The organism is Streptomyces atriruber (assembly GCF_001418325.1).
GTDB classification, from domain to species: domain Bacteria; phylum Actinomycetota; class Actinomycetes; order Streptomycetales; family Streptomycetaceae; genus Streptomyces; species Streptomyces atriruber.
The window spans coordinates 354-24,134 of sequence record NZ_LIPN01000412.1; the positions used below are offsets into that span (position 1 = coordinate 354).

11 protein-coding genes are annotated in these 23,781 nt (G+C 72.9%); all 11 read left to right on the top strand.

The genetic code is table 11. From position 1 onward, the window contains the following. Positions 1-2,798 (top strand): AMP-binding protein (locus AOK03_RS43270; protein ID WP_167355674.1); only part of this gene is annotated, 2,798 nt, incomplete at its 5' end. A 35-nt stretch (positions 2,799-2,833) separates the two neighbouring features. Then, complete coding sequence (locus AOK03_RS44460; protein ID WP_167355675.1) at positions 2,834-14,176, top strand: amino acid adenylation domain-containing protein; 11,343 nt, start codon at positions 2,834-2,836, stop codon at positions 14,174-14,176. A 130-nt stretch (positions 14,177-14,306) separates the two neighbouring features. Then, positions 14,307-15,512, top strand: coding sequence for a cytochrome P450 (locus AOK03_RS34120; protein ID WP_055569257.1), 1,206 nt, complete (start codon positions 14,307-14,309; stop codon positions 15,510-15,512). 78 nt (positions 15,513-15,590) lie between these two features. Continuing rightward, positions 15,591-16,706: a cytochrome P450 gene (locus AOK03_RS34125; protein ID WP_055569258.1), complete on the top strand. Its 1,116-nt coding sequence runs from the start codon at positions 15,591-15,593 to the stop codon at positions 16,704-16,706. A gap of 8 nt (positions 16,707-16,714) precedes the next feature. Continuing rightward, the gene (locus AOK03_RS34130) at positions 16,715-17,920 is read left to right on the top strand and encodes a cytochrome P450 (protein WP_055569259.1); all 1,206 of its coding nucleotides are present in this window, start codon (positions 16,715-16,717) and stop codon (positions 17,918-17,920) included. Positions 17,921-18,001: 81 nt separating this feature from the next. Next, positions 18,002-18,166 (top strand): ferredoxin, encoded by a 165-nt coding sequence (locus AOK03_RS34135; RefSeq protein ID WP_425264442.1) that lies wholly within the window; start codon positions 18,002-18,004, stop codon positions 18,164-18,166. Positions 18,167-18,250: 84 nt separating this feature from the next. Further along, positions 18,251-19,813: a tryptophan halogenase family protein gene (locus tag AOK03_RS34140; protein ID WP_079075132.1), complete on the top strand. Its 1,563-nt coding sequence runs from the start codon at positions 18,251-18,253 to the stop codon at positions 19,811-19,813. 9 nt (positions 19,814-19,822) lie between these two features. Continuing rightward, on the top strand, positions 19,823-20,350 hold the full coding sequence (locus AOK03_RS34145; RefSeq protein WP_055569261.1) for a flavin reductase family protein: 528 nt from the start codon (positions 19,823-19,825) through the stop codon (positions 20,348-20,350). 20 nt (positions 20,351-20,370) lie between these two features. Next, positions 20,371-21,714 (top strand): cation:proton antiporter, encoded by a 1,344-nt coding sequence (locus AOK03_RS34150; RefSeq protein WP_244177860.1) that lies wholly within the window; start codon positions 20,371-20,373, stop codon positions 21,712-21,714. Between the two features lie 169 nt (positions 21,715-21,883). After that, entirely contained in the window at positions 21,884-22,474 is a 591-nt protein-coding gene (locus AOK03_RS34155; RefSeq protein ID WP_055569263.1) for a hypothetical protein, read from the top strand. Further along, a partial coding sequence (locus tag AOK03_RS34160; protein WP_055569264.1) for a peptidoglycan-binding domain-containing protein occupies positions 22,471-23,781 on the top strand: 1,311 nt, incomplete at its 3' end. The genes AOK03_RS34155 and AOK03_RS34160, both read left to right, overlap by 4 nt.

Below are 23,781 nucleotides of genomic sequence, written 5' to 3' on the forward strand. Positions count from 1 at the left end.
CCGGCACCCCCAAGGGCGTCGTCGTCACCCACGCCGGGCTGCGGAACCTCGCGCGGGCCCAGATCGACCGCTTCGGTGTGCGGGCGGACTCGCGCGTCCTGCAGTTCGCCTCGCTCGGGTTCGACGCGGCCATCTCCGAACTGTGCATGGCGCTGCTCTCGGGCGGCACACTGGTCCTCGCCACGGCGGACGAACTGCCGCCGCGCGTATCGCTGGCCGCCGCCCTGCGGGCGTCGCACGCGACCCACGTGACCGTGCCGCCGAGTGTCCTCGCGGCCGAGGACTCCCTGCCGGACGCCCTCGAAACCCTCGTGGTGGCCGGTGAGGCCTGCCCGCCGGGCCTGGTCGACCGGTGGTCGTCCGGCAGGCGCATGGTCAACGCGTACGGACCCACGGAGACGACGGTCTGCGCCGCGATGAGCGAGCCGCTGGCGCCGGGACGCGACATCGTGCCGCTGGGACGCCCGATGGCGAACATGCGGGCCTTCGTCCTGGACGAGTTCCTGCTGCCCGTGCCGCCAGGCGTGACCGGCGAGCTGTACGTGACCGGCGCGGGACTCGCCCGCGGCTACCTGGCGCGCCCGGCGCTGTCCGCGCAACGCTTCGTCGCCTGCCCGTTCGGCGCGGGCGAGCGGATGTACCGCACCGGCGACGTGGCCCGGTGGACCGACGAGGGCGAGCTCGTCTTCGTGGGCCGCGCCGACGACCAGATCAAGATCCACGGACACCGCATCGAGCCGGGCGAGATCGAGGCCGTACTGGCCGCGCATCCGGACGTCGCACAGGCCGTGGTCGTCGCGCGCCGCGACGGCCCCGACGACGCCCACCGTCTGATCGCGTACGTCGTCACCGGCAACGGGGCGCTGCCCGGCGCCTCCGACCCCCACGGGGAACCCGGCACCGGCACGTCCGGAGCTCCGGAACTCCCCGCATACGTACGCGACCGGCTGCCGGAGTACCTGGTCCCGACGGCGTTCGTCCCGCTGGAGCGGCTGCCGCTGACCCCCAACGGGAAGGTGGACCGGGCCGCGCTGCCCGCCCCCGACTTCGCGGGTCGGGCCACGGGGCGCGAGCCGCGCACGGCGGCCGAGCGCACCCTGTGTGAGCTGTTCGCCGAGGTGCTGGGACTGGAACGGGTCGGCGTCGAGGACAGCTTCTTCGAGCTGGGCGGCGACTCGATCAGCTCGATGCAGCTGGCCTCGCGGGCGCGCAGGGCCGGGCTCGTGCTGACGCCCCGGCAGGTGTTCGAGGAGAAGACCCCCGAACGCCTCGCGGAGGTCGCGGAGACCGCCGAACCGGAGGCCGTGCCCGACGACATCGGCGTCGGCGCGGTGCCCTGGACCCCCGTGATGCACGCGCTGGGCGAGCGGGCCACCAGCCCCGGATTCGCGCAGTGGGTGGTGGTCGGCGCCCCGGCCGGGCTCGGCCTCGACGTCCTGGCCACGGGCCTCGCCGCCGTCCTCGACACGCACGACATGCTGCGCGCCCGCACTGTCCCCGGCGAGCCCACGCTCGTCGTCGCCGAACCGGGCTCGGTCGACGCGACGGCGCTGGTGACCCGCGTCGACGCGACAGCCGCCGCGGCCGAATCGCTCGACGAGGTCGCGGCCGGGGCGGCACAAGAGGCCGCGCAGCGGCTCGACCCGTCCGCTGGAACAATGGCCCGCGCGACATGGGTCGACGCGGGCCCCGGGCGCACCGGACGCCTCATCCTCGTGGTGCACCACCTGGTGGTGGACGGCGTGTCGTGGCGCGTCCTCGTCCCCGACCTGCGGGCGGCGTGCGAAGCGGCGGCCGCGGGAGGCACACCACGCCTGGAGCCCGTCGGAACGTCGTTCCGTCGTTGGGCGGAACTGCTGGCCGCTCAGGCGGTCGATGAACGCCGGGTCGCCGAGGCCGAGGACTGGCTGGCCCTCCTGGGTGATAAGCAACAGGTGGTCGCCACACGCCAGTTGGACCCCGCCGTCGACACCGTAGGCACCCTGCGTCACCGCTCGTGGACCGTGCCGCCCGAGCACGCGGCCACCCTCGTGGGCCGCACTCCGGCCGCCTACCACTGCGGCGTCGACGACGTGCTCCTGGCGGCCCTCGCGGGCGCGGTCGCGCACTGGCGGCCCGACACCGCCACCGGGCTGCTGCTCGACATCGAGGGGCACGGACGCCAGCCGCTCGACGGCGCCGACCTGTTACGGACCGTGGGCTGGTTCACGAGCGCCCACCCGGTGCGGCTGGAGGTGACCGGCACCGACCTGGACGGCGCTATGGCCGGTGGCGGGGCTGCCGGTACGTTGGTGAAGGCCGTCAAGGAGCAAGTGAGGGCGGTGCCCGGCGACGGACTCGGCCATGAACTGCTGCGCCACCTGAACCCCGCGACACGGACCGGGTTCGAGGCCGCACCGGCGGCACAGATCGGCTTCAACTACCTCGGCCGGTTCGCTGTCGGCGGAGGCCGTGCCGCGGGCCCGCCCGGCCCCTGGGAGATGGCCGGCGACACCGCGATCGGCGGCTCGGTCGACCCGGACATGCCCGCCACCCACGCACTGGACGCCGGTGCGGTGGTCCGGGACACCGCCGAAGGCCCCGCACTGACGATCACCCTGAGCTGGGCGAGCCGGCTGCTGGAGGAAGCCGACGCCGACCGGCTCGGCAGGACCTGGCTGGACATGCTGGCCGGCCTGGCGGACCACACCGCCGACCCCACGGCAGGCGGACACACCCCATCCGACTTCCACCTCCTCAACCTCGCACAACACCAGATCGAGGAACTCGAAGCCGGATTCGCCGGCGAGAAGCCATGACCGACAGGCACCAGCCGTTGTGAGGAGACAGAGCGATGACGACCCGATCCCGATCCCTCGTCGAGGACGTGTGGCCCCTCTCGCCGCTGCAGGAGGGGATGCTCTTCCACGCCTCCTACGACGACCAGGGCCCGGACGTCTACACCGTGCAGTCGACGCTCGACGTGGCCGGTCCCGTGGACACGGAACGGCTGCGGGCATCGTGGGAGGCGCTGCTGGCCCGGCACGCGGCGCTGCGGGCCTGCTTCCGCCCGGTGACCGGCGCCCGCATGGTCCAGGTGATCCCCCGTGAGGTCGCGCTGCCCTGGGGCGAGGCGGACGTCAGCGGGCTCGTGGAGTCCGAGGCGCTCGCCGAGATCGGCCGGCTCGCGGCACGGGAGCGCTCGCGGCGGTTCGACCTCGCCGTCCCCCCGCTGCTGCGGCTCCTGCTCGTGCGCCTCGGCGACCGGCGGCACCGGCTCGTCGTGACGTTCCATCACATCCTCATGGACGGCTGGTCGATGCCGGTCCTCCTCAACGAGCTCTCCCAGGTGTACGCGGCGGGCGGCGACACCTCCGTGCTGGGGCGCGGGGCACCCTACGGCGAGTACGTGGCGTGGCTCGGCCGCCAGGACAAGGACGCGGCACGCGCGGCCTGGCGCGAACAGCTGGCCGGGGCCGACGGATCGACGCTCGTCGCGCCGAAGGACCCGGGCCGCGCCCCGGTGCTGCCCGACCACGTCCTCACCGACCTTCCGGAGGAACTCACCGGCGCACTGGCCGAGTTGGCTCGCGCCCACGGGCTGACGGTGAACACCCTGGTGCAGGGCGCGTGGGCCCTGGTCCTCGCCCGCCTCGCCGGACGCACGGACGTCGTCTTCGGCGCGACTGTCGCGGGCCGCCCCGCCGACCTGCCGGGCGTGGAGTCGATGATCGGCCTGTTCATCAACACCCTGCCGGTCCGCGTACGCCTCGACGGGGCGCAGCCCGTCGCCGAACTCCTCGCGGGGCTGCAGGAAGCCCAGTCGGGGCTCATCGCCCACCAGCACGTCGGGCTCGCCGAGGTGCAGAAACTCGCCGGGCCCGGCGCGGTCTTCGACACGCTCGTCCTCTACGAGAACTACCCGCTCCCGCCCGCCGGTCCCGAGCCCGGGCCCGACGATGTGACGATCAGGCCCGCGGGGGCGTCGCGCGACGCCTCGCACTATCCGCTCACCCTGGTCGCCGTCCCGGGCGGCGACCGCATGCGCTTCAAGCTGGACTACCGGCCCGACCTGTTCGACCGGGCCGCCGCGGAGGCCGTCGTCCAGCGGTTCGTGCGCGTCCTCCAACAGGTCACGGCCGACCCGTCGGCCCGCGTGGGCGACATCGACGTACTGGAAGAGGCGGAGCGGTCCGCGGTGACCGAGCGCTGGAACGCGACCGGACAGCCGCTGTCGGCCGGATCGGTCGTCGAAGCGTTCGAGGCGCGGGCCCGCAGGGCACCGGACACGGCCGCCGTCCGCTGCGGCGCGGACACCTTGACGTACGGCGAGCTCGAACAGCGGGCGAACCGGCTCGCCCGCCACCTGGCCGGACTCGGCGTCGGCCGGGAACGCCGGGTGGGCCTCTGCCTGCCGCGCGGCACCGACATGATCGTGGCGGAGCTCGCGGTGTGGAAGGCGGGCGGCGCCTTCGTCCCGCTGGACCCCGACCACCCGGCCGACCGGCTGGCCCACCTGATCGCCGACAGCGGCGCCGACGTCGTCCTGGCCACCGGCGGCGCCCTCGCCGGAGTGCCCGTGGGCGCCGCCCGCGTGGTGCGCCTCGACGAGCCGGAGACCGCCCGGACGATCGCGGAGCAGCCGGGCGAGCCGCTGGGCGTGCCGGTCGGCGCCGACCAACTCGCTTACGTCATCTACACATCGGGCTCGACGGGCCGCCCCAAGGGCGTCGCCCTCGCCCACCGGGGCGTGCTGAACCTGGCCGAGGCGATGCGGCCCGCGCTGGACCTGCGCGACGGCGTCGTGATGCTGCAGTTCGCCGCCTTCAGCTTCGACGGGGCGGTCCTCGACGTGGCCGTCACCCTCGCGGCCGGCGGCACCCTGGCCATCGCCTCCGCCGAGGAGCGCACGGAACCCGACGCGCTCGCGGGCATGATCCGCTCGACCGGCGTCGAGGCGGCAAGCGTCGTGCCGTCGGTGCTGCGCACGCTGGACCCCGAGGCGGTCGCGGGCGTACGGAACTGGGTCCTCGGCGGCGAGTGGCTGACCGCCGACCTCGCGAGCCGCTGGATCGGCCGGGCACGGGTGTGGAACACCTACGGCCCCACCGAGGCCACCGTGATGGCGACGGTGGGCCGGGTCGACGAGGGCATCAAGCCGGTGGACGCCCCGCCCGCCATCGGGCGCCCGCTGGGCAACATGCGGACCTACGTCCTCGACGGCTTCCTGCGCCCGGTGCCGCCGGGCGTGAGCGGCGAACTGTACGTCGCGGGGCCGGGGGTGGCCCGAGGGTACGTCGGGCGGCCCGATCTGACGGCGGAGCGGTTCGTGGCCTGCCCGTTCGGCGAGGGCGGCCGCATGTACCGCACCGGCGACCTGGCCCGCTGGACCGCGGAGGGACAGCTGTCGTTCGCGGGCCGCGCGGACGAGCAGGTGAAGCTGCGCGGCTTCCGCATCGAACCCGGCGAGGTCGAGGCCGTCCTGGCCGCGCACCCGTCCGTGAGCGAGACCGCGGTGATCGCCCGCGAGGACCTGCCGGGCGACAAGCGCCTCGTGGCGTACGTCGTCCCGGCGGTGAACGGTGGGCCCGACGAGGCGGCGCGCCACGGCCTCGACACCGAAGCCCCGCGAGACCCCGACACCGAGGCCCTGCCCGTCCTCGACACCGAAGCCCTGCTCGCCTTCACCGCCACCCGGCTCCCCGAGTACATGGTCCCGTCGACGACGGTCGTCCTCGACGCCCTGCCGCTCACCGTCAACGGAAAGCTCGACCGCTCCGCGCTGCCCGCCCCCGAGCTGGCCGTCCCCGGCGGCCGGGCCCCGCGAACACCCGTCGAGACCGTCCTGTGCGACCTGTTCGCGGAGGTGCTCGGCACCGAACGGGCAGGCGCCGAGGACTCGTTCTTCGCGCTCGGCGGCGATTCGATCTCGTCGATGATGCTGGTGTCCGGCGCCCGCCGCGCGGGCCTCGCGATCACCGCGCGCCAGGTCTTCGAGCACCGCACCCCGGCAGCCCTCGCGCTCGTCGCGGTCCCGTCGCGGGCCACGACTGCGGGCGGCGGCGACTCCGGCACCGGAGAGGTGCCCCTCACCCCGGTGATGCACGAACTGCTCGACCGGGTCGGCGCCGAGGCGGCGGGCCGGGTCGTCCAGACCGCCGTGGTCGAGGCACCCGCGGGCCTGCGCGCCGACACCCTGGCCGACGCGGTGCGCGCGGTGGTCGACCACCACGACGTGCTGCGGGCCCGCCTCGAGACCGAACCGGCGCGGCGCCTGGTGGTGTCCGGGCCCGGCACCGTACCCGCAGGGTCGTTCGTACGCCGTTACGACGCGACCGGCACGGCCCCCGAGGACCTCCCGCAGATCATCGCGGAGGAGACCCGCGCCGCGGTGGCGCGGCTCGACCCGCGGGCCGGAGTCATGCTCCAGGCGGTCTGGCTCGACCTGGGCCCGGACGTCGCGGGGCGGCTCGTCCTGGTCGTCGACCACCTCGTGATGGACGCCGTGTCGTGGCGGATCCTGCTGCCCGACCTGGAGCAGGCCTGCGCCGCGACGGCTGCGGGCCGCACACCCGAACCGGAGCCCGTGCCCACGTCGTTCCGGCACTGGGCCCGCGCCCTCGCGGAACAGGCGGCGAGCGCGGAGCGGACGGCGGAACTCGACGCGTGGACGCAGCTGATCGAGGGACCCGACCCGCAGCTCACCGCGCTGCCCCTGGACCCGGCGCTCGACCTCGCCGACACGCTGCGGCGGGCATCGGTGACCGTCCCCGCCCCCGTCACGTCCGCACTCCTGACGGGCGTCCCGGAAGCGTTCCACGCGGGCGTCGACGACGTACTGCTGACCGGACTCGCCGCGGCCGTCGCCGAGTGGTGCGACGGGGGCGCGCCCGACGGCGGCTTCCTCGTGGACGTGGAGGGCCACGGCCGGGTCGCCCTGTCCGAGACCATGGACCTCTCGCGGACGGTCGGCTGGTTCACCGACACCCATCCCGTGCGGCTCGACGTGGGAAAGCCCGACTTCGAGGACTTCCGGGAAGGCGGCCCGGACGCGGGGCTCGCCGTCAAGCGCGTGAAGGAACAGCTGCGCGCGGTGCCCGGCGACGGCCTCGGCCATGGCCTGCTGCGCCACCTCAACCCCGAGACCGCCGCCGCACTCGCCGCCCTGCCCACGGCCCGGATCGGCTTCACCTACCTCGGCCGCATCCCGTCCGCAGCGGCGGACGGAGCCGCCGACGCACCGCCGAGCGAGGGTCAGGGCCCCGCGAGCACCCCTGCGGACGGCCGGTTCCCGGTCGCCCATCCGCTGGAGCTCGCCTGCGTCGTCCACGACGGCCCCGACGGGCCCCGGCTCACCCTGAGCCTGGACTGGCCCCACCGCCTGCTCGACGAGACGGCCGCCCGTGCCCTGGTCGAGGGCTGGGCCGCCATGCTGAGCGGCCTTGCCGCACACGTCGAGGAGCCCACGGCGGGCGGCCACACCCCCTCCGACTTCCCGCTGGTCGCCCTCGACCAGCCGCAGATCGACAAGCTGGAGACCGCGGCCCCGGACCTGGTCGACATCTGGCCGCTGTCACCCCTCCAGGAAGGCCTCCTCTTCCACGCCCTGTTCGACCGGCAGAGCACCGACGTCTACGTCGAGCAGATGATCGTCGGCCTGGAAGGGCCGCTCGACGCGGCGCGCCTGCGCGCCTCCTGGCAGGCGCTCCTGGACCGGCACGCCAGCCTGCGGGTGGGCTTCCGCCAGGTGGCGGGCTCCGGACAGTCCGTGCAGGTCGTCGCGGACCGGGCGACGCTGCCATGGCGCGAGGCGGACCTCTCCGGGCTCGACGAGGACGCGGCGTGGGAGGAGTCCGAGCGGCTCGGCAGGGAGGACCGTGCCAAGGGCTTCGACCTGGCGAAACCGCCGCTGGTGAAGGTGCTCCTGGCCAAGACGGCCGAGGACCGCTACCGCATGATGGTGACGCTCCATCACATCGTGCTCGACGGTTGGTCGTTGCCCGTCCTGCGGCGCGAGCTGTGGGCCTGCTACGAAGCGGGCGGCACCGCGGCGGGACTGCCCCCGGTGACCCCCTACCGCGACTACCTGTCCTGGCTGGCACGGCAGGACAAGGACGCGGCGCAGGAGGCCTGGCGCGCGGAGCTGGCCGGTGTGGACGAGCCGACGCAGGTCGTGCCCATGGCGCCGGGCGCGGTCGCCGCGACAGATCCGGACGCCGCGTCCGGCGAGGTCTTCGCCGTGGCGGGACCGGTGCTCGACCGCAGGCTCGGCGAGCTGGCCCGCGCCCACGGCGTCACGCTGAACACCGTCGTCCAGACCGCCTGGGCCCTGGTCGTGGGACAGTTGGCCGGACGCCAGGACGTCGTGTTCGGCGCCTCCGTGGCCGGTCGTCCCGCCGACCTGCCCGGCATGGAGAACATGCTCGGCCTGTTCATCAACACCGTCCCGGTACGGGTGCGGTTCGCCCCGGCACGGACCGTCGCCGAGGTCCTCGCGGAGGTCCAGGGCCGCCAGTCCGCCCTGATGGACCACCAGTACCTGAGCCTGGGCGACATCCAGCGCGTCGCGGGCCGCGGAGCGACGTTCGACACCCTCATGGCGTTCGAGAGCTTCCCCACCGGGACCGACCCGGCCACGGAGGACGACGGGAGCACCCGCGAGCCGGGCCCCGCCGGTGTGGAACTCACCGAAGCGGGCATGCGCGAGTCGATCAACTATCCACTCGGCCTGGTGGTGGACCCCCTCAACGGCCTGCGGATGCGGCTGACCTACCGCCCGGACGCCTTCGACGAGCAGACCGCCCAGGCCCTCCTGGACCGGCTCCTGCGGGCGCTGCGGCAGATGGCCGCGGACCCCGGGGCGCCCGTCGGCAGGCTGCAGCTCTCCGACGCCACGGATCGCTCCCGCGTCCTGGAGGAGTGGAACGCCACAGCCGTGTCCCACCCGGACACCTTGGTCCCCGGACTGTTCGCCGCGCACGCGCAGAACTCGCCCGACGTGGTGGCGGTGCGGTGTGGTGTGGAGGCTGTGTCGTACGGGGAGTTGGAGGTGCGGGCGAATCGGCTGGCGCGGCGGTTGGTGTGTGCGGGGGTGGGTTTTGAGTCCCGGGTGGGGCTGTGTCTGCCGCGTGGGGTGGGCATGGTGGTCGCGGAGTTGGCGGTGTGGAAGGCGGGGGGTGCGTTCGTTCCGCTGGATCCGGAGTATCCGGCCGACCGGTTGTCGTTCATGGTGGGCGACAGTGGTGCGCGGGTCGTGGTGGGTGTGGGGGAGAGTCTGGCCGAGGTGTCGGTCGGTGATGCGCGAGTGGTGTTGCTGGACGAGGACGGCACGGTCTCCGCGGAGTCCGATGCTTCTCTCGGAGTGCGGCTGTCCCCGGATCAACTTGCCTATGTGATCTATACGTCGGGTTCGACGGGTCGTCCCAAGGGTGTGGCTGTTGCGCATGGTGGCGTGGCGAATCTGGCGGCGGCGATGCGTCCGGTGCTGGGTGTGGGTGTGGGTGTCACCGTCCTGCAGTTCGCGTCGTTCAGTTTCGACGCGGCGGTGCTGGACGTGGCCGTGACACTGTCCGGTGGGGGCACGTTGGCGGTTGCTTCGGCTGGAGAGCGGGCGGAGCCTGCCGCGCTGGCGGACATGATCGAGGCAGCCGGTGTCACCACGGCCAGCGTCGTGCCCTCCCTGCTCACCATGCTCGATCCCGGCTCCGTGACCGGAGTGGAGAACTGGATCCTCGGCGCGGAACTCATGACCGCGGGCCTCGCGAGCCGGTGGACGACACAGGCGCGGGTGTGGAACACCTACGGGCCCACCGAAGCCACCGTCATGGCCACCGCGGGGCCCGTCGACGAGAACATCAGGTCGCAGGACAGGCCGCCCGCGATCGGGCGTCCGTTGGACAACGTACGGACGTATGTCCTGGATGGTTTTCTGCATCCGGTTCCGGTGGGTGCGACGGGGGAGTTGTACGTCGCCGGGCCGGGGGTGGCCCGTGGTTATGTGGGGCGGCCCGGTGTGACGGCGGAGCGTTTTGTGGCGTGTCCGTTTGCGGGTGGCGGGGAGCGGATGTACCGGACGGGGGATCTGGCTCGGTGGGCGGCTGACGGGCAGTTGTCGTTCGTGGGGCGTGCGGATGAGCAGGTGAAGGTGCGGGGCTTCCGGGTGGAGCCGGGGGAGGTCGAGGCGGCGTTGGCGGCGCATCCCGGGGTGCGGCAGGCCGTGGTGATCGCTCGTGAGGACCGGCCCGGCGACAAACGCCTCGTCGGATACGTCGTGCCCGAGACCCCGGATCTGGAGATCCAGTCCGTGCACGACCACCTGGCGAAGGCGCTGCCCGACTACATGCGGCCCGCATCCGTCGTCATCCTGGAGACGATGCCGCTGACGAGCAACGGCAAGGTCGACCGCGGGGCCCTGCCCCGACCCGACTTCGCCGGGCGCATCTCGGGCCGCGAGCCGGAGACCGAGCTCGAAGCGACCCTGTGCGCGCTGTTCGCCGAAGTCCTCGGCCTGGAACGGGTGGGCGTCGACAACAACTTCTTCGACCTGGGCGGTGACTCGGGCCTGGCGATGCGCCTCGCCGCGCGGATCCGCGAGGAGCTCGGCAGCGAGCTGAGCATGCGACGGTTCTTCGGCGAGTCCACGCCGCTCGGCGTGGCCAGGATGCTGACGTCCAAGGAGCTCCCGGAGCTGCGGCCCGTCGACCACCCCGACGACATACCCGTCACCGCGGGCCAGTTGCGCACCTGGCGGCTCGCCGGGGCCAACCCCGGCTCCGCGGCCCAGCGGGTGTCGATCGCGCTGCGCCTGGGCGGCAGGCTCGACAGGGCGGCGCTGGCGGCCGCGCTGGGAGACGTCGCGGCGCGGCACGACATCCTGCGCACGGTCTTCGTCGGCACGGACGGGGAACCCGGCCGTACCGGCACCGGTGCCGACACGGACAACTCCGCCGCCACTGCCGACGTACACCAGTGCGTCCTGGAGCCCGATGTCGACGCCGCCCGGCCCGCGCTGCCCGTGACCACGGCCACCGAGGAGGAGCTGCCGCGGCTGCTCGCCGACCACGCGGGGCACGAGTTCGACCTCGCCCGTGAGACGCCGTGGACGGCACGCCTGTTCGCGCTCGCGGAGACCGAACACGTACTGCTCCTCGTCGTGCACCGCATCGCCACGGACGACGCGTCACTGATCGTCCTGCTCCGTGACCTGGCGGCCGCGTACGGCGCGCGCAGGGAAGGGCGCGCACCCGAACGGGCGCCGCTGCCCCTGCAGTTCGCCGACTACGCCCTCTGGGAGCAGGAGATGCTCCGCGACGAGGAGGACCGCGACAGCCTGATCGGCGAGCAGTTCGCCCACTGGAAGAAGGCCCTCGCGGACGCCGCCGCCGAGCAGCCGCTCCCGGCCGACAGGCCGCGGCCCCCGCTGCCGTCCCACCGCGCCGACGAGGTGCCGCTGGCCCTCGACAGTGCCACGCACGTCCGGCTGACCGAGATCGCGGAGGCCGACGGCGCGACCTTCTTCATGGTGGTGCAGGCCGCGCTCGCGCTGCTCCTCGCCGGGCTCGGCGCGGGCACCGACCTCAGCCTCGGCACGGTGCTGCCGCGCCGGGACGAGGAAGGAGACCTGGACGGCGTCGTCGGGCCGTTCGCCGACCCGCTGGTCCTGCGCACGGATGCCTCGGGCGACCCGACGTACCGCGAACTGCTCCGCCGCGCGCGGGACACCTATCAGCGCGCGGTCCAGAACCCGGACGTCCCCTTCGGGCGGCTCGTCGACACCCTGGGGCTGCCCGTGGAGCAGCGGCACCCCGTGTTCCAGGTGGTCCTGGAGATCCTCAGCGACTCCGCCGAGATGTGGGAGTCGCCGGAACTGCCGGGCCTGCGCACCACCCGGCTGCCCGTGGGCACCCCGGCCACCCAGGCCGACCTCGTGGTCGGCCTCACCGAACGGCACGGCTCGGACAGCGGCCCGGACGGAGTCGACGGCGCGATCCGGTACGCCGCCGAACTGTTCGACCGTGCCACCGCAGCCGCGCTCGCCCAGCGGCTCGCCCGCGTCCTCCAGCAGGTGGCGGACGACCCGGAACTGAAGCTGAGCCAGGTGGAACTCCTCCTGGACGAGGCCGAGCGCCGACAGGCCCTCCAGAGCGTCGGCGCCACAGCGGCGCCGATCCCGGACGGCACCGTCGTCGAGCTGCTCGCCGAACAGGCCGCACTGGCCCCCGACGCCGTCGCCGTCATGGACCACGACGGGCTGCTCACCCACGGCGCGCTGGACGCCGCGTCCGCCCGGCTGGCCCGGCGCCTCGCCGAGCACGGCATCGGCGCGGAGGACGTGGTGGTCCTCGCGCTGCCGCCCGCCTCGGGGCTCGTCGTCGCGCTTCTGGGCGTGCTCAGGTCAGGCGCCGCCTGCCTGATCGCCGACCCGAACCGGCCCATGGAGGACGTGGCGTCCTGCCTCCGCCAGGTCACGCCCGCCGCCCTCGTCTGTGCGACGGCCATGGCGCCGCTCCTCGGGGACGGCGTGACGGTGCCCGTCCTGCTGCTCGACGACCCGAGGCTCGCCGCCACCAACGGCGCCTCCCCGCAGGCCGGTTCACCGATCGCGGCACCCCTGCCGCGGCAGGCGGCGCTCGTCCTCGGAACCTCGGCGCCCGACAGCGCCGACGGCACCGTCACGGGCGCCGTCGTCGAACACCGGACGCTCGTCGACCACACGGTGCACCACCAGCACGCCGCCCCCACGCACCACGGGGTGACGTTCCTCGACGTACGCGCCCCGGTCTCCGCACTGGTGACCCCGCTGCTCTCCGCCCTGTGCACGGGCGGCGGCGTCCGGCTCGGCACCCCCGGGGAGGACGCGACACCGGCCGCGGGGCCGGGCGGAGCGCAACGTCTGGTCACCTCGCGCGAGTTGCTGCCCGGTACGGCCGAACGAGCCACCGGGGAAGCACCGTTCGCCGAGGTGACGGTGGTCGACCACGGGGGAACCGCGACCGTCGACGACATCCGGGCCTGGTCGGCCGCCCATCCGCGGGCCACCCTGGTCAGCGCCCACGGCACGGCGGAGACCGGGGGCCCCTGGCTCGACCACCGGACGGGGCCGGGCGAGACCCCGCCCGACCGGGCCCCGGCCGGCACGCCCGTGCCCAACACGCGCGCCTACGTCCTGGACGACTATCTGCGCCCGGTCCCGCCGGGCGGCACGGGCGACCTGTACGTCGCCGGTTCGTCGCTCGCGCGGGGCTACGCGGAGGCGTCCGGGCTCACCGGCGAACGCTTCGTCGCCTGCCCCTTCGGAGCCGACGGCGAGCGGATGCTGCGCACCGGCGAACGCGCGCGGCGGACCGCCGACGGTCTGCTCACCCTCCACGGCAGGGGACCGGGCGGAACCCGGGCGGCCGGGCGGCGCGCGGGCGGCGACCACGGCGACCTGGAGATGCTGCTGCCGCTGCGGCCCAAGGGCGGCCTTCCGCCGCTGTTCTGCATGCACACCGGTACGGGGCTGAGCTGGGCGTACGCGGCGCTGCTGCGGCACCTGCCGCAGGACCGGCCGGTGTACGGCGTGCAGGCCCGCGGACTCGCCGAACCGGAGCCGCTGCCGCAGAGCCTGGCGGAGATGGCGGCCGACTACGCCCAGCAGATCAGGACCGTCCAGCCCGAGGGCCCGTACCACCTGCTGGGCTGGTCCCTTGGCGGCCTCATCGCTCAGGCGGTCGCCACCCACCTGCAGGAGCAGGGCGAGCAGGTCCGACTCCTCGCGGTGATCGACGGCTATCCCGAGGGCTTCGGCGGCGCCCAGTACAGCAACGTCCAGCCCGAGGCGGGCCGGGACGACACGTCCGCGCCGCGGGCGAGCGATCTGGGACTGCCGCCCGACGAGAACATCGGCGAGGACATGGACGAGGGACTCAGGGCGAACATGCGCCAGGTCATCGACAACGTGGGACGGCTCACGCCGCGCCACACGCCGCGCCGATTCGACGGCGACCTGCTGCTCTTCGTCGCGGCCGAGGACCGGCCCGCGGACACCCCGGCGGCGGTGTCGGGCGAGAGCTGGCGGCCCTACGTGACCGGCGACATCGAGTCCCACGAAATCGCCGCCAGCCACTACACGATGCTGCAGCCCGCGCCTTCGGCACGGATCGGAGGTGTCATCGCGGACAGGCTCCGGTCCGCGGCCGACACCGGAAAGGAGTAGGCGAACGGAATTCCTGGCACGGCGGACCGCGGCGCTCCAGGAATCGTGAATTGCTACGGATTTCGCGGACGGGGACGGAAAAGGGTGCGGTGCTGTCCCCGTCGCGCGGAAAGGGCGAAAGGGCCCCTGAATGTCGAAGGCAGTGAGCACCTCCGCGCACACCCGCCGGGACGGGGTGGAACCCGTGCCGGAACTCGTCGAACTCGGCGCGCACGACCCACTCGTCGAACTGGACACCGGCGGGCGTTCCCCGAGCCGCCACTGGCTCGCGACCGGCTACGACGAGGTGCGGGCCATCCTCGGCGACGACCGGTTCAGCATGCTGCCGCCCGACGACGGCAGGGGCGGCGGGAAGCCGCCGATCGAGGTCGGCAACCTGCGTCAGTACGACCCGCCGGACCACACGCGGCTGCGCAGGATGCTCACCCCCGAGTTCACCATGCGGCGGATCCGCAGGCTCGAACCCTTCATCGAGGAGATCGTCGAGCACTGCCTCGACGCCCTGGAGAGTGCGGGCCGACCCGCCGACCTCGTACGGCACTTCGCCTGGCCCATCCCCGGCCTGGTCGGCTGCGCACTGCTCGGAGTGCCCCGCGACGACGCGGCCGAGATCGCCCGCAACCTGAACATCAGCAGGACCGGCACCGGTTTCGGCCGGTACACCAGCCGCGAGGAGCGGGAACGCCAGCGGGCCGCCGTGAACGCGTACATGACCTACATGGGCAGGCTCATCCGGCAGAAGCGCCGCGACCCGGGCGACGACCTGCTCGGCATGCTGATCCGCCGGCACGGCGAGGACCTCACCGACGAAGAACTGACGGGCATGGCCGCCGCGATCATGGGCTCCGGCCTGGAGGACATCGGCGGCATGCTGGGGCTCGGTCCGCTGGTCCTCCTCGACCACCCCGACCAGCTCGCCCTGTTCCGGGAGCGGCCCGACCTGCTCGACTCGGCGGTGGAGGAACTCATCCGCTACGTCTCGTCGGTGCAGAACGCCACACCGCGCACCGCCCTGGTGGACGTGACCGTCGGCGGGCACCTGATCCGGGCGGGCGAGTCCGTGATCTGCTCCCTGCTCGGGGTGAGCCGCAATCCGGTGAACGGTGCCCCACAGGACACGCTCGACATCACCCGCGACAACTCCGGACACCTGTCGTTCGGCCACGGCGTGCACCACTGCATCGGCGCGGTGCTGGCCCGCGTGGAGCTGCGCATCGCGATATCGGCCCTGCTGCGCCGGTTCCCCGACCTGAGCGTCGCGGTACCGGCCGACGAAATTCGATTCCGCACCTGGACGCCCAATTACGGCGTCGACGAACTCCTCGTGAACTGGTGAGCACGCCCGATTGGACATCCTTGACGGGTGTGCGGAGCCGAATTCAGACTCGTGACATAGGGCGAAAGGATTCCGAGAATGCCCAAGCCACTGGACGAAACCGAGCAGTCGCCGCTCGTCGAGACCACCCCTCCCGGGACGCTGGACCGCGCCTGGCTCGCCACCGGATACGACGAGGTGCGGGCGATCCTCGGCGACACGGACCGGTTCACCACGCTGCCGCCCGCGGACAACATCGAGGACTCCCGGCGCCTCGTGCAGCCCGGCAACCTGCTGCACTACGACCCGCCCGAGCACACCCGGCTGCGGAAGATGCTGACGGGCGAGTTCACGCTGCGGCGGGTGCGCACCCTGGAACCCCTCGTCGAGGGCATCGTGACCGAGCGTCTGGACGCCATGGAGGGCGCCGGGCAGCCGATCGACCTCGTACCGCACTTCGTGTGGCCCACCACCAGCCTGATCGGCTGCGCGCTGCTCGGCATCCCCCGTGACGACCAGGCCGAGCTGGCCCGCCACCTCGACACCAACCGCGTCGACAACCCCGACAGGGACCAGCGGGACGCGGCAGGCAACTCGTACCTGGTCTACCTCAGCAAGTTCACGGCACAGAAGCGCCGCAACCCCGGCGAGGACCTGCTCGGGCGGCTCATCCAGCGGCACGGCGCCGACCTCACCCCGGCGGAGCTGACGGGGACCGCCGCGACGCTCCTCGCCTCCTTCATCCAGAACGTGGGCGGCACGCTGGGGCTCGGCATCCTCGCCCTGTTGGAGCACCCGGACCAGCTCGCCCTGCTCAAGGAGCGCCCGGAACTCATCGACCACGCGGTGGAGGAGCTGATCCGGAGCGTCTCGATCATCTCGCACGCCTCGCCGCGCACCGCCAGGGAGGACGTCAGCATCGCGGGCAAGGTGGTCAAGGCGGGGGAGCCCGTGGCCTGTTCCCTGCTCGGCGCCAACAACACGCACTCGCCGGGTGAGCCGACGGAGCCCATCGACATCACCCGGGACAACAGCCGTCACATGGCGTTCGGCCACGGCATCCACTACTGCCTCGGCGCGCCCCTGACCAGGATGGAACTGCGCATCGCGATAGCGGAACTGCTGCGCAGGTTCCCCGAGGTGCGGCTAGCCGCGCCGCGCGACACACTCCGCTTCACGTCGAAGGCCGTGGAGACGCTGCCGGTGGCCTGGTAAGGGGCGACATGTCGCACGAGACCGTACCGGTGCCGCTGCACACCCGCCGCACGCACTTCGATCCCGCCGACGACCTGCGCCGCCTCGCCGCCGACGGGCCCGTCACCCGCGTCAGCCTGGCCCCGGGCACGGGGGGCGAGCCCCTGTGGCTCGTCACCGGCCACGACGAAGTGCGCCAAGTCCTCGGCGACCACGTCCGGTTCTCCACCCGCCGCCGTTTCGGCTCGCGCGAACCGGCCGACGGGGACGGCGGGCGGCCCGACGAAGGGGTCGGGCTCCTGATGGACTACGACCCTCCCGAGCACACCCGGCTGCGGAAGATGCTGACGCCTGAGTTCACGGTACGGCGGATGCGCAGACTCGGGCCGCGGATCGAGACCATCGTCGCCGAGCGCCTCGACGCCATGGAGCGGGCCGGACGACCCGCCGACCTGGCCGAGCTGTTCGCGTCGGCGATCCCGGGCCCGGTGCTGTGCGAACTCATCGGTGTGCCCCGCGACGACCGCGACGACTTCCTGCGCCGCTGCCACGCCCACCTGGCCACGGGACGCGGCCGCACGGAGCGCACGGCCGCCGGGTCCTCGTTCACCCGCTACCTCGCCGCACTGGTGGCCCGGCAGCGCAAGGACCCCGACGACGGCTTCCTCGGCATGCTGGTGCGCGACCACGGATCCGAGTTCACCGACAAGGAGCTGCGGGGCATCTGCGTCCTGCTGATGCTCGCCGGCCTCGACAACATCTCCGGGATGCTGGGCCTCGGCGCGCTCGCGCTCCTGGAGAACCCGGACCAACTCGCCCTGGTGCGCGACGATCCCGCGGCGCTGGACCGGGCCGTCGAGGAGCTGCTCCGCTATCTGTCGGTGCCGCACGCCCCCACGCCCCGCACCGCCGTCGAGGACATCACGCTCGGCGGCAGGCTCATCAGGGCCGGGGACACCGTCGTCTGCTCGATCCCGCTGGCCAACCGAGACCCGGCACTGACCGCCGAGCCCGACCGGCTCGACCTGTCCAGGGAACCCGTGCCGCACGTTGCCTTCGGGCACGGCATCCACCACTGCATCGGCGCCGCGCTGGCCCGGATGGAGCTGCGCATCGCGTACACGGCGCTGCTGCGGCGCCTGCCCGGACTGCGCCTCGCGGTGCCCGCCCCGGACGTGCGGTTCCGCGTCCGCTCGACCGCCTACGGAGTGGAACGGCTGCCGGTCACCTGGTGAGACCGGGCAAGCCCGGTGAGAGAGAGGAGAGAGATGGAGGTCCATGTCGACCGCGGCAGGTGTGCGGGCTCCGGCCTGTGCATGAGTTACGTACCCGCCGTGTTCGATCAGTCGGAGGACGACGGGAAAGTGCTGCTCAAATCGGCCCGGCCCGCGGCCGGTTCGGCCGCGGCGGTGCGCGGCGCGGCCGCCAGATGCCCGGCCGGCGCGATCACGCTGAGCGACCGGGACGCCCGCGGCCGGTAGACCGAGGCCGGGACGCCTGCGGCCGGTGCGGTGGCGCGCTCAATCATCACGATCGGTGCTCAATCATCAATGTGGGGTGGGGAAATGACGCATGCTCCCGTACGCGACGTCATCATCGTCGGCGGCGGCACGGCCGGCTGGATGACCGCCGCGTATCTGACGGCGGCCTTCGGCGACCGCATCAACATCACGCTCGTGGAGTCGGCGGACGTCGGGACCATCGGCGTCGGCGAGGCCACGTTCAGCGACATCAGGCACTTCTTCGAGTTCCTCGGCCTGGCCGAGCGGGACTGGATGCCCGCCTGCAACGCCACGTACAAACTCGCGGTCCGCTTCGAGAACTGGCGTGAGCCCGGACACCACTTCTACCACCCCTTCGAGCAGCTCAGGTCGGTCAAGGGCTTCCCGCTGACCGACTGGTGGCTGCGCTATCCCACGAGCGACCGGTTCGACGTGGACTGCTTCGTGATGGCCTCGCTGATCGACGGCAACCGCAGCCCCCGCTACCTCGACAACCGCCTTCTGGAGCAGGACTTCGTCGAGGGCGAGGCGGCGCCGAACACGATCGCCGAGTACCAGGGCGCGCAGTTCCCGTACGCCTACCACTTCGAGGCACACCTGCTGGCGAAGTACCTGACGAAGTACGCCACACAGCGCGGCGTGCACCACGTCGTCGACAACGTCGTGGACGTCGGCCTCGACGAGCGCGGCTGGCTCTCGCACGTGCGGACCGCCGAGCACGGGCGCCTGGACGGCGACCTCTTCGTCGACTGCACGGGCTTCCGCGGGCTGCTCCTCAACAAGGCGCTGGAGGAGCCGTTCGTGTCGTACCAGGACACCCTGCCCAACGACAGCGCGGTCGCCCTGCAGGTCCCCATGGACATGGACAAGGACCCGATCCGCCCCTGCACGACGGCCACCGCCCAGGACGCCGGATGGATCTGGACCATCCCGCTGATCAGCCGGATCGGCACCGGCTACGTCTACGCACGCGACTACCTGGACCCCGAGGAGGCCGAGCGCACCCTGCGCGAGTTCGTCGGCCCCGCCGCGGCCGACGTGCCCGCCAACCACATCCGGATGCGGATCGGCCGCAGCCGCCGCTCGTGGGTCAACAACTGCGTGGCCATCGGGCTGTCCAGCGGCTTCGTCGAGCCGCTGGAGTCGACCGGGATCTTCTTCATCCACTACGCGATCGAGCAGCTGGTCAAGTACTACCCGGCGGCCGACTGGGACCTCTCCCTGCGCGAGCAGTACAACAGCTCGGTGATGAACGTGATGGACGGCGTACGGGAATTCCTCGTCCTGCACTACCGCGGCGCGAAGCGGGCGGACAACCAGTACTGGCGGGACACCAAGACCCGCGCCGTGCCCGACGCGCTCGCCGAGCGCCTGGAGCTGTGGGGGAGCAAGGTCCCCGACACCGGCACGGTCTACCCCCGCTACCACGGCCTGCCGCCCTACTCGTACAACTGCATCCTGCTCGGCACCGGCGGCATCCCCGTCAGGCCGTCGCCCGCCCTCGACCTGGTCGACGAGAAGGCCGCGCTGGCCGAGTTCCAGGCGATCAAGGACAAGGCGCGGTCGCTGGTCCGCACGCTGCCGACGCAGAACGCCTTCTTCAAGCGCATGCGCGACGGGGTGTGACCGAGGCACATGGACATCGAGTTCCGCGACATGATGGCGTCGTTCCCGACCGGTGTGTCGGTCGTGACGGCCCGGGACGGCAACGCGGAGCCCCGGGGGATGACGTGCTCGTCGCTGTGCAGCCTCAGCGTGAACCCGCCGACGCTCCTGACGTGCCTGCGCAGCGGCAGCCCGACGCTGGGCGCGGTGGTCGACAGCGGCGCGTTCGCGGTCAACCTGCTGCACGGTGAAGCCGACTGGGTCGCGGCGCTCTTCGCCTCGGGGGCGCCCGACCGCTGGGATCGCGTCGCCTGGCGGCCGTTCGGCCGCACGCGCAGCCCCGCGCTCGTCGAGGCCGCGCACGCCGTCGCCGAGTGCACCGTGGAGCGCACCCACCCCTCCGGCGACCATGTGATCGTCGTCGGAGCGGTGCGGTCCGTCGAGCGCTACCGCCACGGGAGCGCGCTGCTCTACGGATTCCGGCGCTACGGCGAACTCGCCCCGGGCGTGCCGACCGTGGTCGGTGGACGCGGGGCCCTCTCCGAACGGGGCGGGTGAATGCGATGCATGGTGTCGGCGTGGCCGCCGAAGTCCTGGGCGCCGCTCCCGTGCCGCCGATCGCGGCCCACCCCCTGCTCCTCTTCCTGCTGCAGGTCGGCGTGCTGCTGCTCCTCGCCATCATGCTCGGCAGGCTGGCCTCGCGCTGCGGACTCCCCGCCATCGTGGGGGAGTTGAGCGCGGGCGTGCTCCTCGGCCCGTCCCTCTTCGGCTGGGCGGCGCCGGACGCCGCGGCCTGGCTGCTGCCGTCGGACCCGGCCCAGGTACACCTGCTCGACGCGGTCGGACAGATCGCGGTCCTGCTCCTCGTCGGGCTCACCGGCATCGAGATGGACCTGCGGATGATCCGCCGCCGGGGCGGCACGGCACTGCGCGTCAGCCTCGCCGGGCTGCTCGTGCCCCTCGCCCTCGGCATCGGCCTGGGCCATCCGCTGGCGCGCATGCTCGACATCGGCGCCTCCGACCGGCAGATGTTCGCGCTCTACCTGGGCGTCGCCATGTGCGTCAGCGCCATCCCCGTCATCGCCAAGACGCTGATGGACATGGACCTGATCCACCGTGACGTGGGCCAACTGACCCTGGCCGCGGGGATGATCGACGACACCTTCGGCTGGCTCATGCTCTCCGTGGTCTCCGCGATGACCGTGGGCGGCCTGACCGCGGGCGTGTTCGCCGAGGCCATCGGGTCGCTCCTGCTGGTCCTGCTGATCGCGCTGCTGATCGGTCGCCCGGTCGTGCGCCGGGCCCTGCGGCTGTGCAAGGGGTCGGACGAGCGGACGGTCTCGGCGGCCGCCGCGATGATCCTGCTCGCATCGGCGGGCACCCAGTCGCTCGGCCTCGAAGCGGTCTTCGGGGCGTACCTGTGCGGCATGCTCATCGGCTCCAGCGGGGAGTTCGACCGGGCCCGCACCGTGTCGCTGCGCATGGTCGTCCTCGCCGTGCTGGCGCCCGTCTTCTTCGCGACCGCGGGGTTGCGCATCGACCTGCGGGCGCTCACCGAACCCACGGTGCTGGGGGCCGCGCTGATCGTGCTCACGATCGCCGTCCTCGGGAAGTTCGCGGGTGCCTACATCGGTGCGCGGCTCAGCAGGCTGAGCCGCTGGGAGGCCCTCGCGCTCGGTGCGGGCATGAACGCCCGAGGCGTCATCGAGGTCATCGTCGCGATGGTCGGGCTCCGGCTCGGCATCCTCGACACCAGGACGTACACGATCATCGTGCTGGTCGCGGTGGTCACCTCCGTCATGGCGCCGCCGCTGCTCAAGGCCGCCATGAAGCGCATCGACTGCACGCCGGAGGAGCGGCGCAGGCTCACCGCGTGGCGCGGGGCACCGGCGCGCGGGAGCCCGGAGCGGGCCGAAACCTGACCGGTTTCCCCGGCCGTGTGTCCCACGGGGAAACCGGAACGGCCGCGCACCTCTGGTGGGCGGCCGTTCCGGCCTGCCCCGGCGCGGAATCCCCCACCCTTCAGGGCACTGTGCGGACGCCCGGCTTTGTGCCCGCCGTGTGACCGCCCGCCGCGTAGAAGTTGGGTCCATGTTCACCTCACACAAGCGAGCATTCGCACGCAAGCGAGCCGTTGCACCCGTTCTCCTCGCCGCATCCGCCCTCGTCACCGGATCCCTCCTCACGGGCTGCTCGGGAGACTCCTCCGCCGCCTCGTCGGGGAAGGACTCGTCCGCGTCCCCGACGAGCCCCTTCGACCAGGGCCTCGCGTACTCCAAGTGCATGCGCGAGAACGGCGCGCCCGACTACCCCGATCCGCAGCAGGACACGGGCGGCGTCAGGCTCACCCCCGGCGAGGGGGCCGATCCGAACTCGGAGGGGTTCAAGAAGGCCGAGGAGGCCTGCCGGGACAAGGCGCCGCAGGGCCTGGGCGGCGGTGGCGGCGGCGCCGCCCTCGACTCGGAGAAGGTGTCGGCCTGGGCGAAGTGCCTGCGCAAGAACGGGCTCCCCAAGTTCCCCGACCCGGAGATCGAGGGCAGCAACATGAAGATCGACATCAATGGCACCGGCATCACCCCGGGCGGCGCCGAGTTCACCAAGGCCATGGGCGCCTGCCAGAGCAAGTACCCCGGCGGCGGCATGATGATGAACAACGGCCAAGGGGGAGGCGTCCCGCAGTGACCGGCCGCGACGAGACCGAAGCGCTGCCCGTGGCAGGCGAGCCGTCCGGCGCGCTGGAGCGCCACAGCTCCGGCGAGGTGTCGACGAAGCGGGCCGGAGCCGTCGACACGGCCGAGGAGCCGTCCCCAGACACGGGACCGAGGACCCGCGACCTCGAAACCGCCCTGACGCCGGAGGAAGCCACACCGGACACCGCCTCGGCCGAGGACCCGGACGAGGACGGCACACCGCCCGGCAGCCGCCGCAGGCGCCGCCCCCTGCGCACCTCGCTGATCGCGCTCGCCGCGATCACCGTGGCCGCGGCGGCCGGCGTCGCCGCCACCGGCACCATCGGCGGCGACGGTGGCGACTCGGCGGGCTCCGCTCCCTCCGGCCCGCCGGCCACGGCGAAGGTGGAACGCACGACGCTGACCAACACCGAGACCGTCGACGGAAACCTCGGCTACGGCGACGCGACCACCGTGCAGGCACCGGCCTCGTCGTCCGGCAACGGAGACGGACAGTCCGCGCAGAACGGCGGGTCCGGCCAGTCCGGCCAGTCGGGTCAGTCCGGCTCTTCCGGGGCGACCGGGAGCGACGGCATCGTCACCTGGGTGCCCGAAGAGGGAAAGGTCATCGAACGTGGCGACACCGTCTACCGCGTCGACCAGCAGCGGATCCCGCTCCTGTACGGCTCGTTCCCGCTGTACCGCACGCTCGCGTCGGGCAGCGAGGGCGACGACGTCACGATGCTGGAGAAGAACCTCCGCGCCCTCGGCTACAAGGGGTTCACCGTCGACGACACCTACGACTCCGCGACCGCCGCGGCCGTCAAGGAGTGGCAGGACGACCTGAACCGCAAGGAGACCGGCACCGTGGCCGCGGGCGACGCCGTGGTGGCCTCCGGTGCCCGGCGCGTCGCGGACGTGAAGGCCTCGCCCGGCGCCGCGCCGAGCGGCAGCATCCTCTCCTGGACCGGCACCGAGCGGATCGTCGCCGTCGACCTCGACGTGCAGTTCGAGGACCTCGTCGAGAAGGGCACCGAGGTCGCCGTCGAACTCCCCGACAACACCACGGTCAAGGCCGAGGTGACGGACATCGGGACGCCCTCCACCTCCAAGGCCGACGACTCCTCGGACAGTTCGGGATCCGGCGACTCCGGCTCCGGAGGATCCGACGACAAGGCCACCCTCCCCCTGGAGCTGACGGTGAAGGACCAGAAGGGCCTCGGCCGCTACCAGGCTGCCGCCGTCCAGGTCACGCTCAAGGCGGAGTCCCGCAAGGACGTGCTCGTCGTCCCGGTGAGCGCCCTGGTGGCGCAGCGCGGC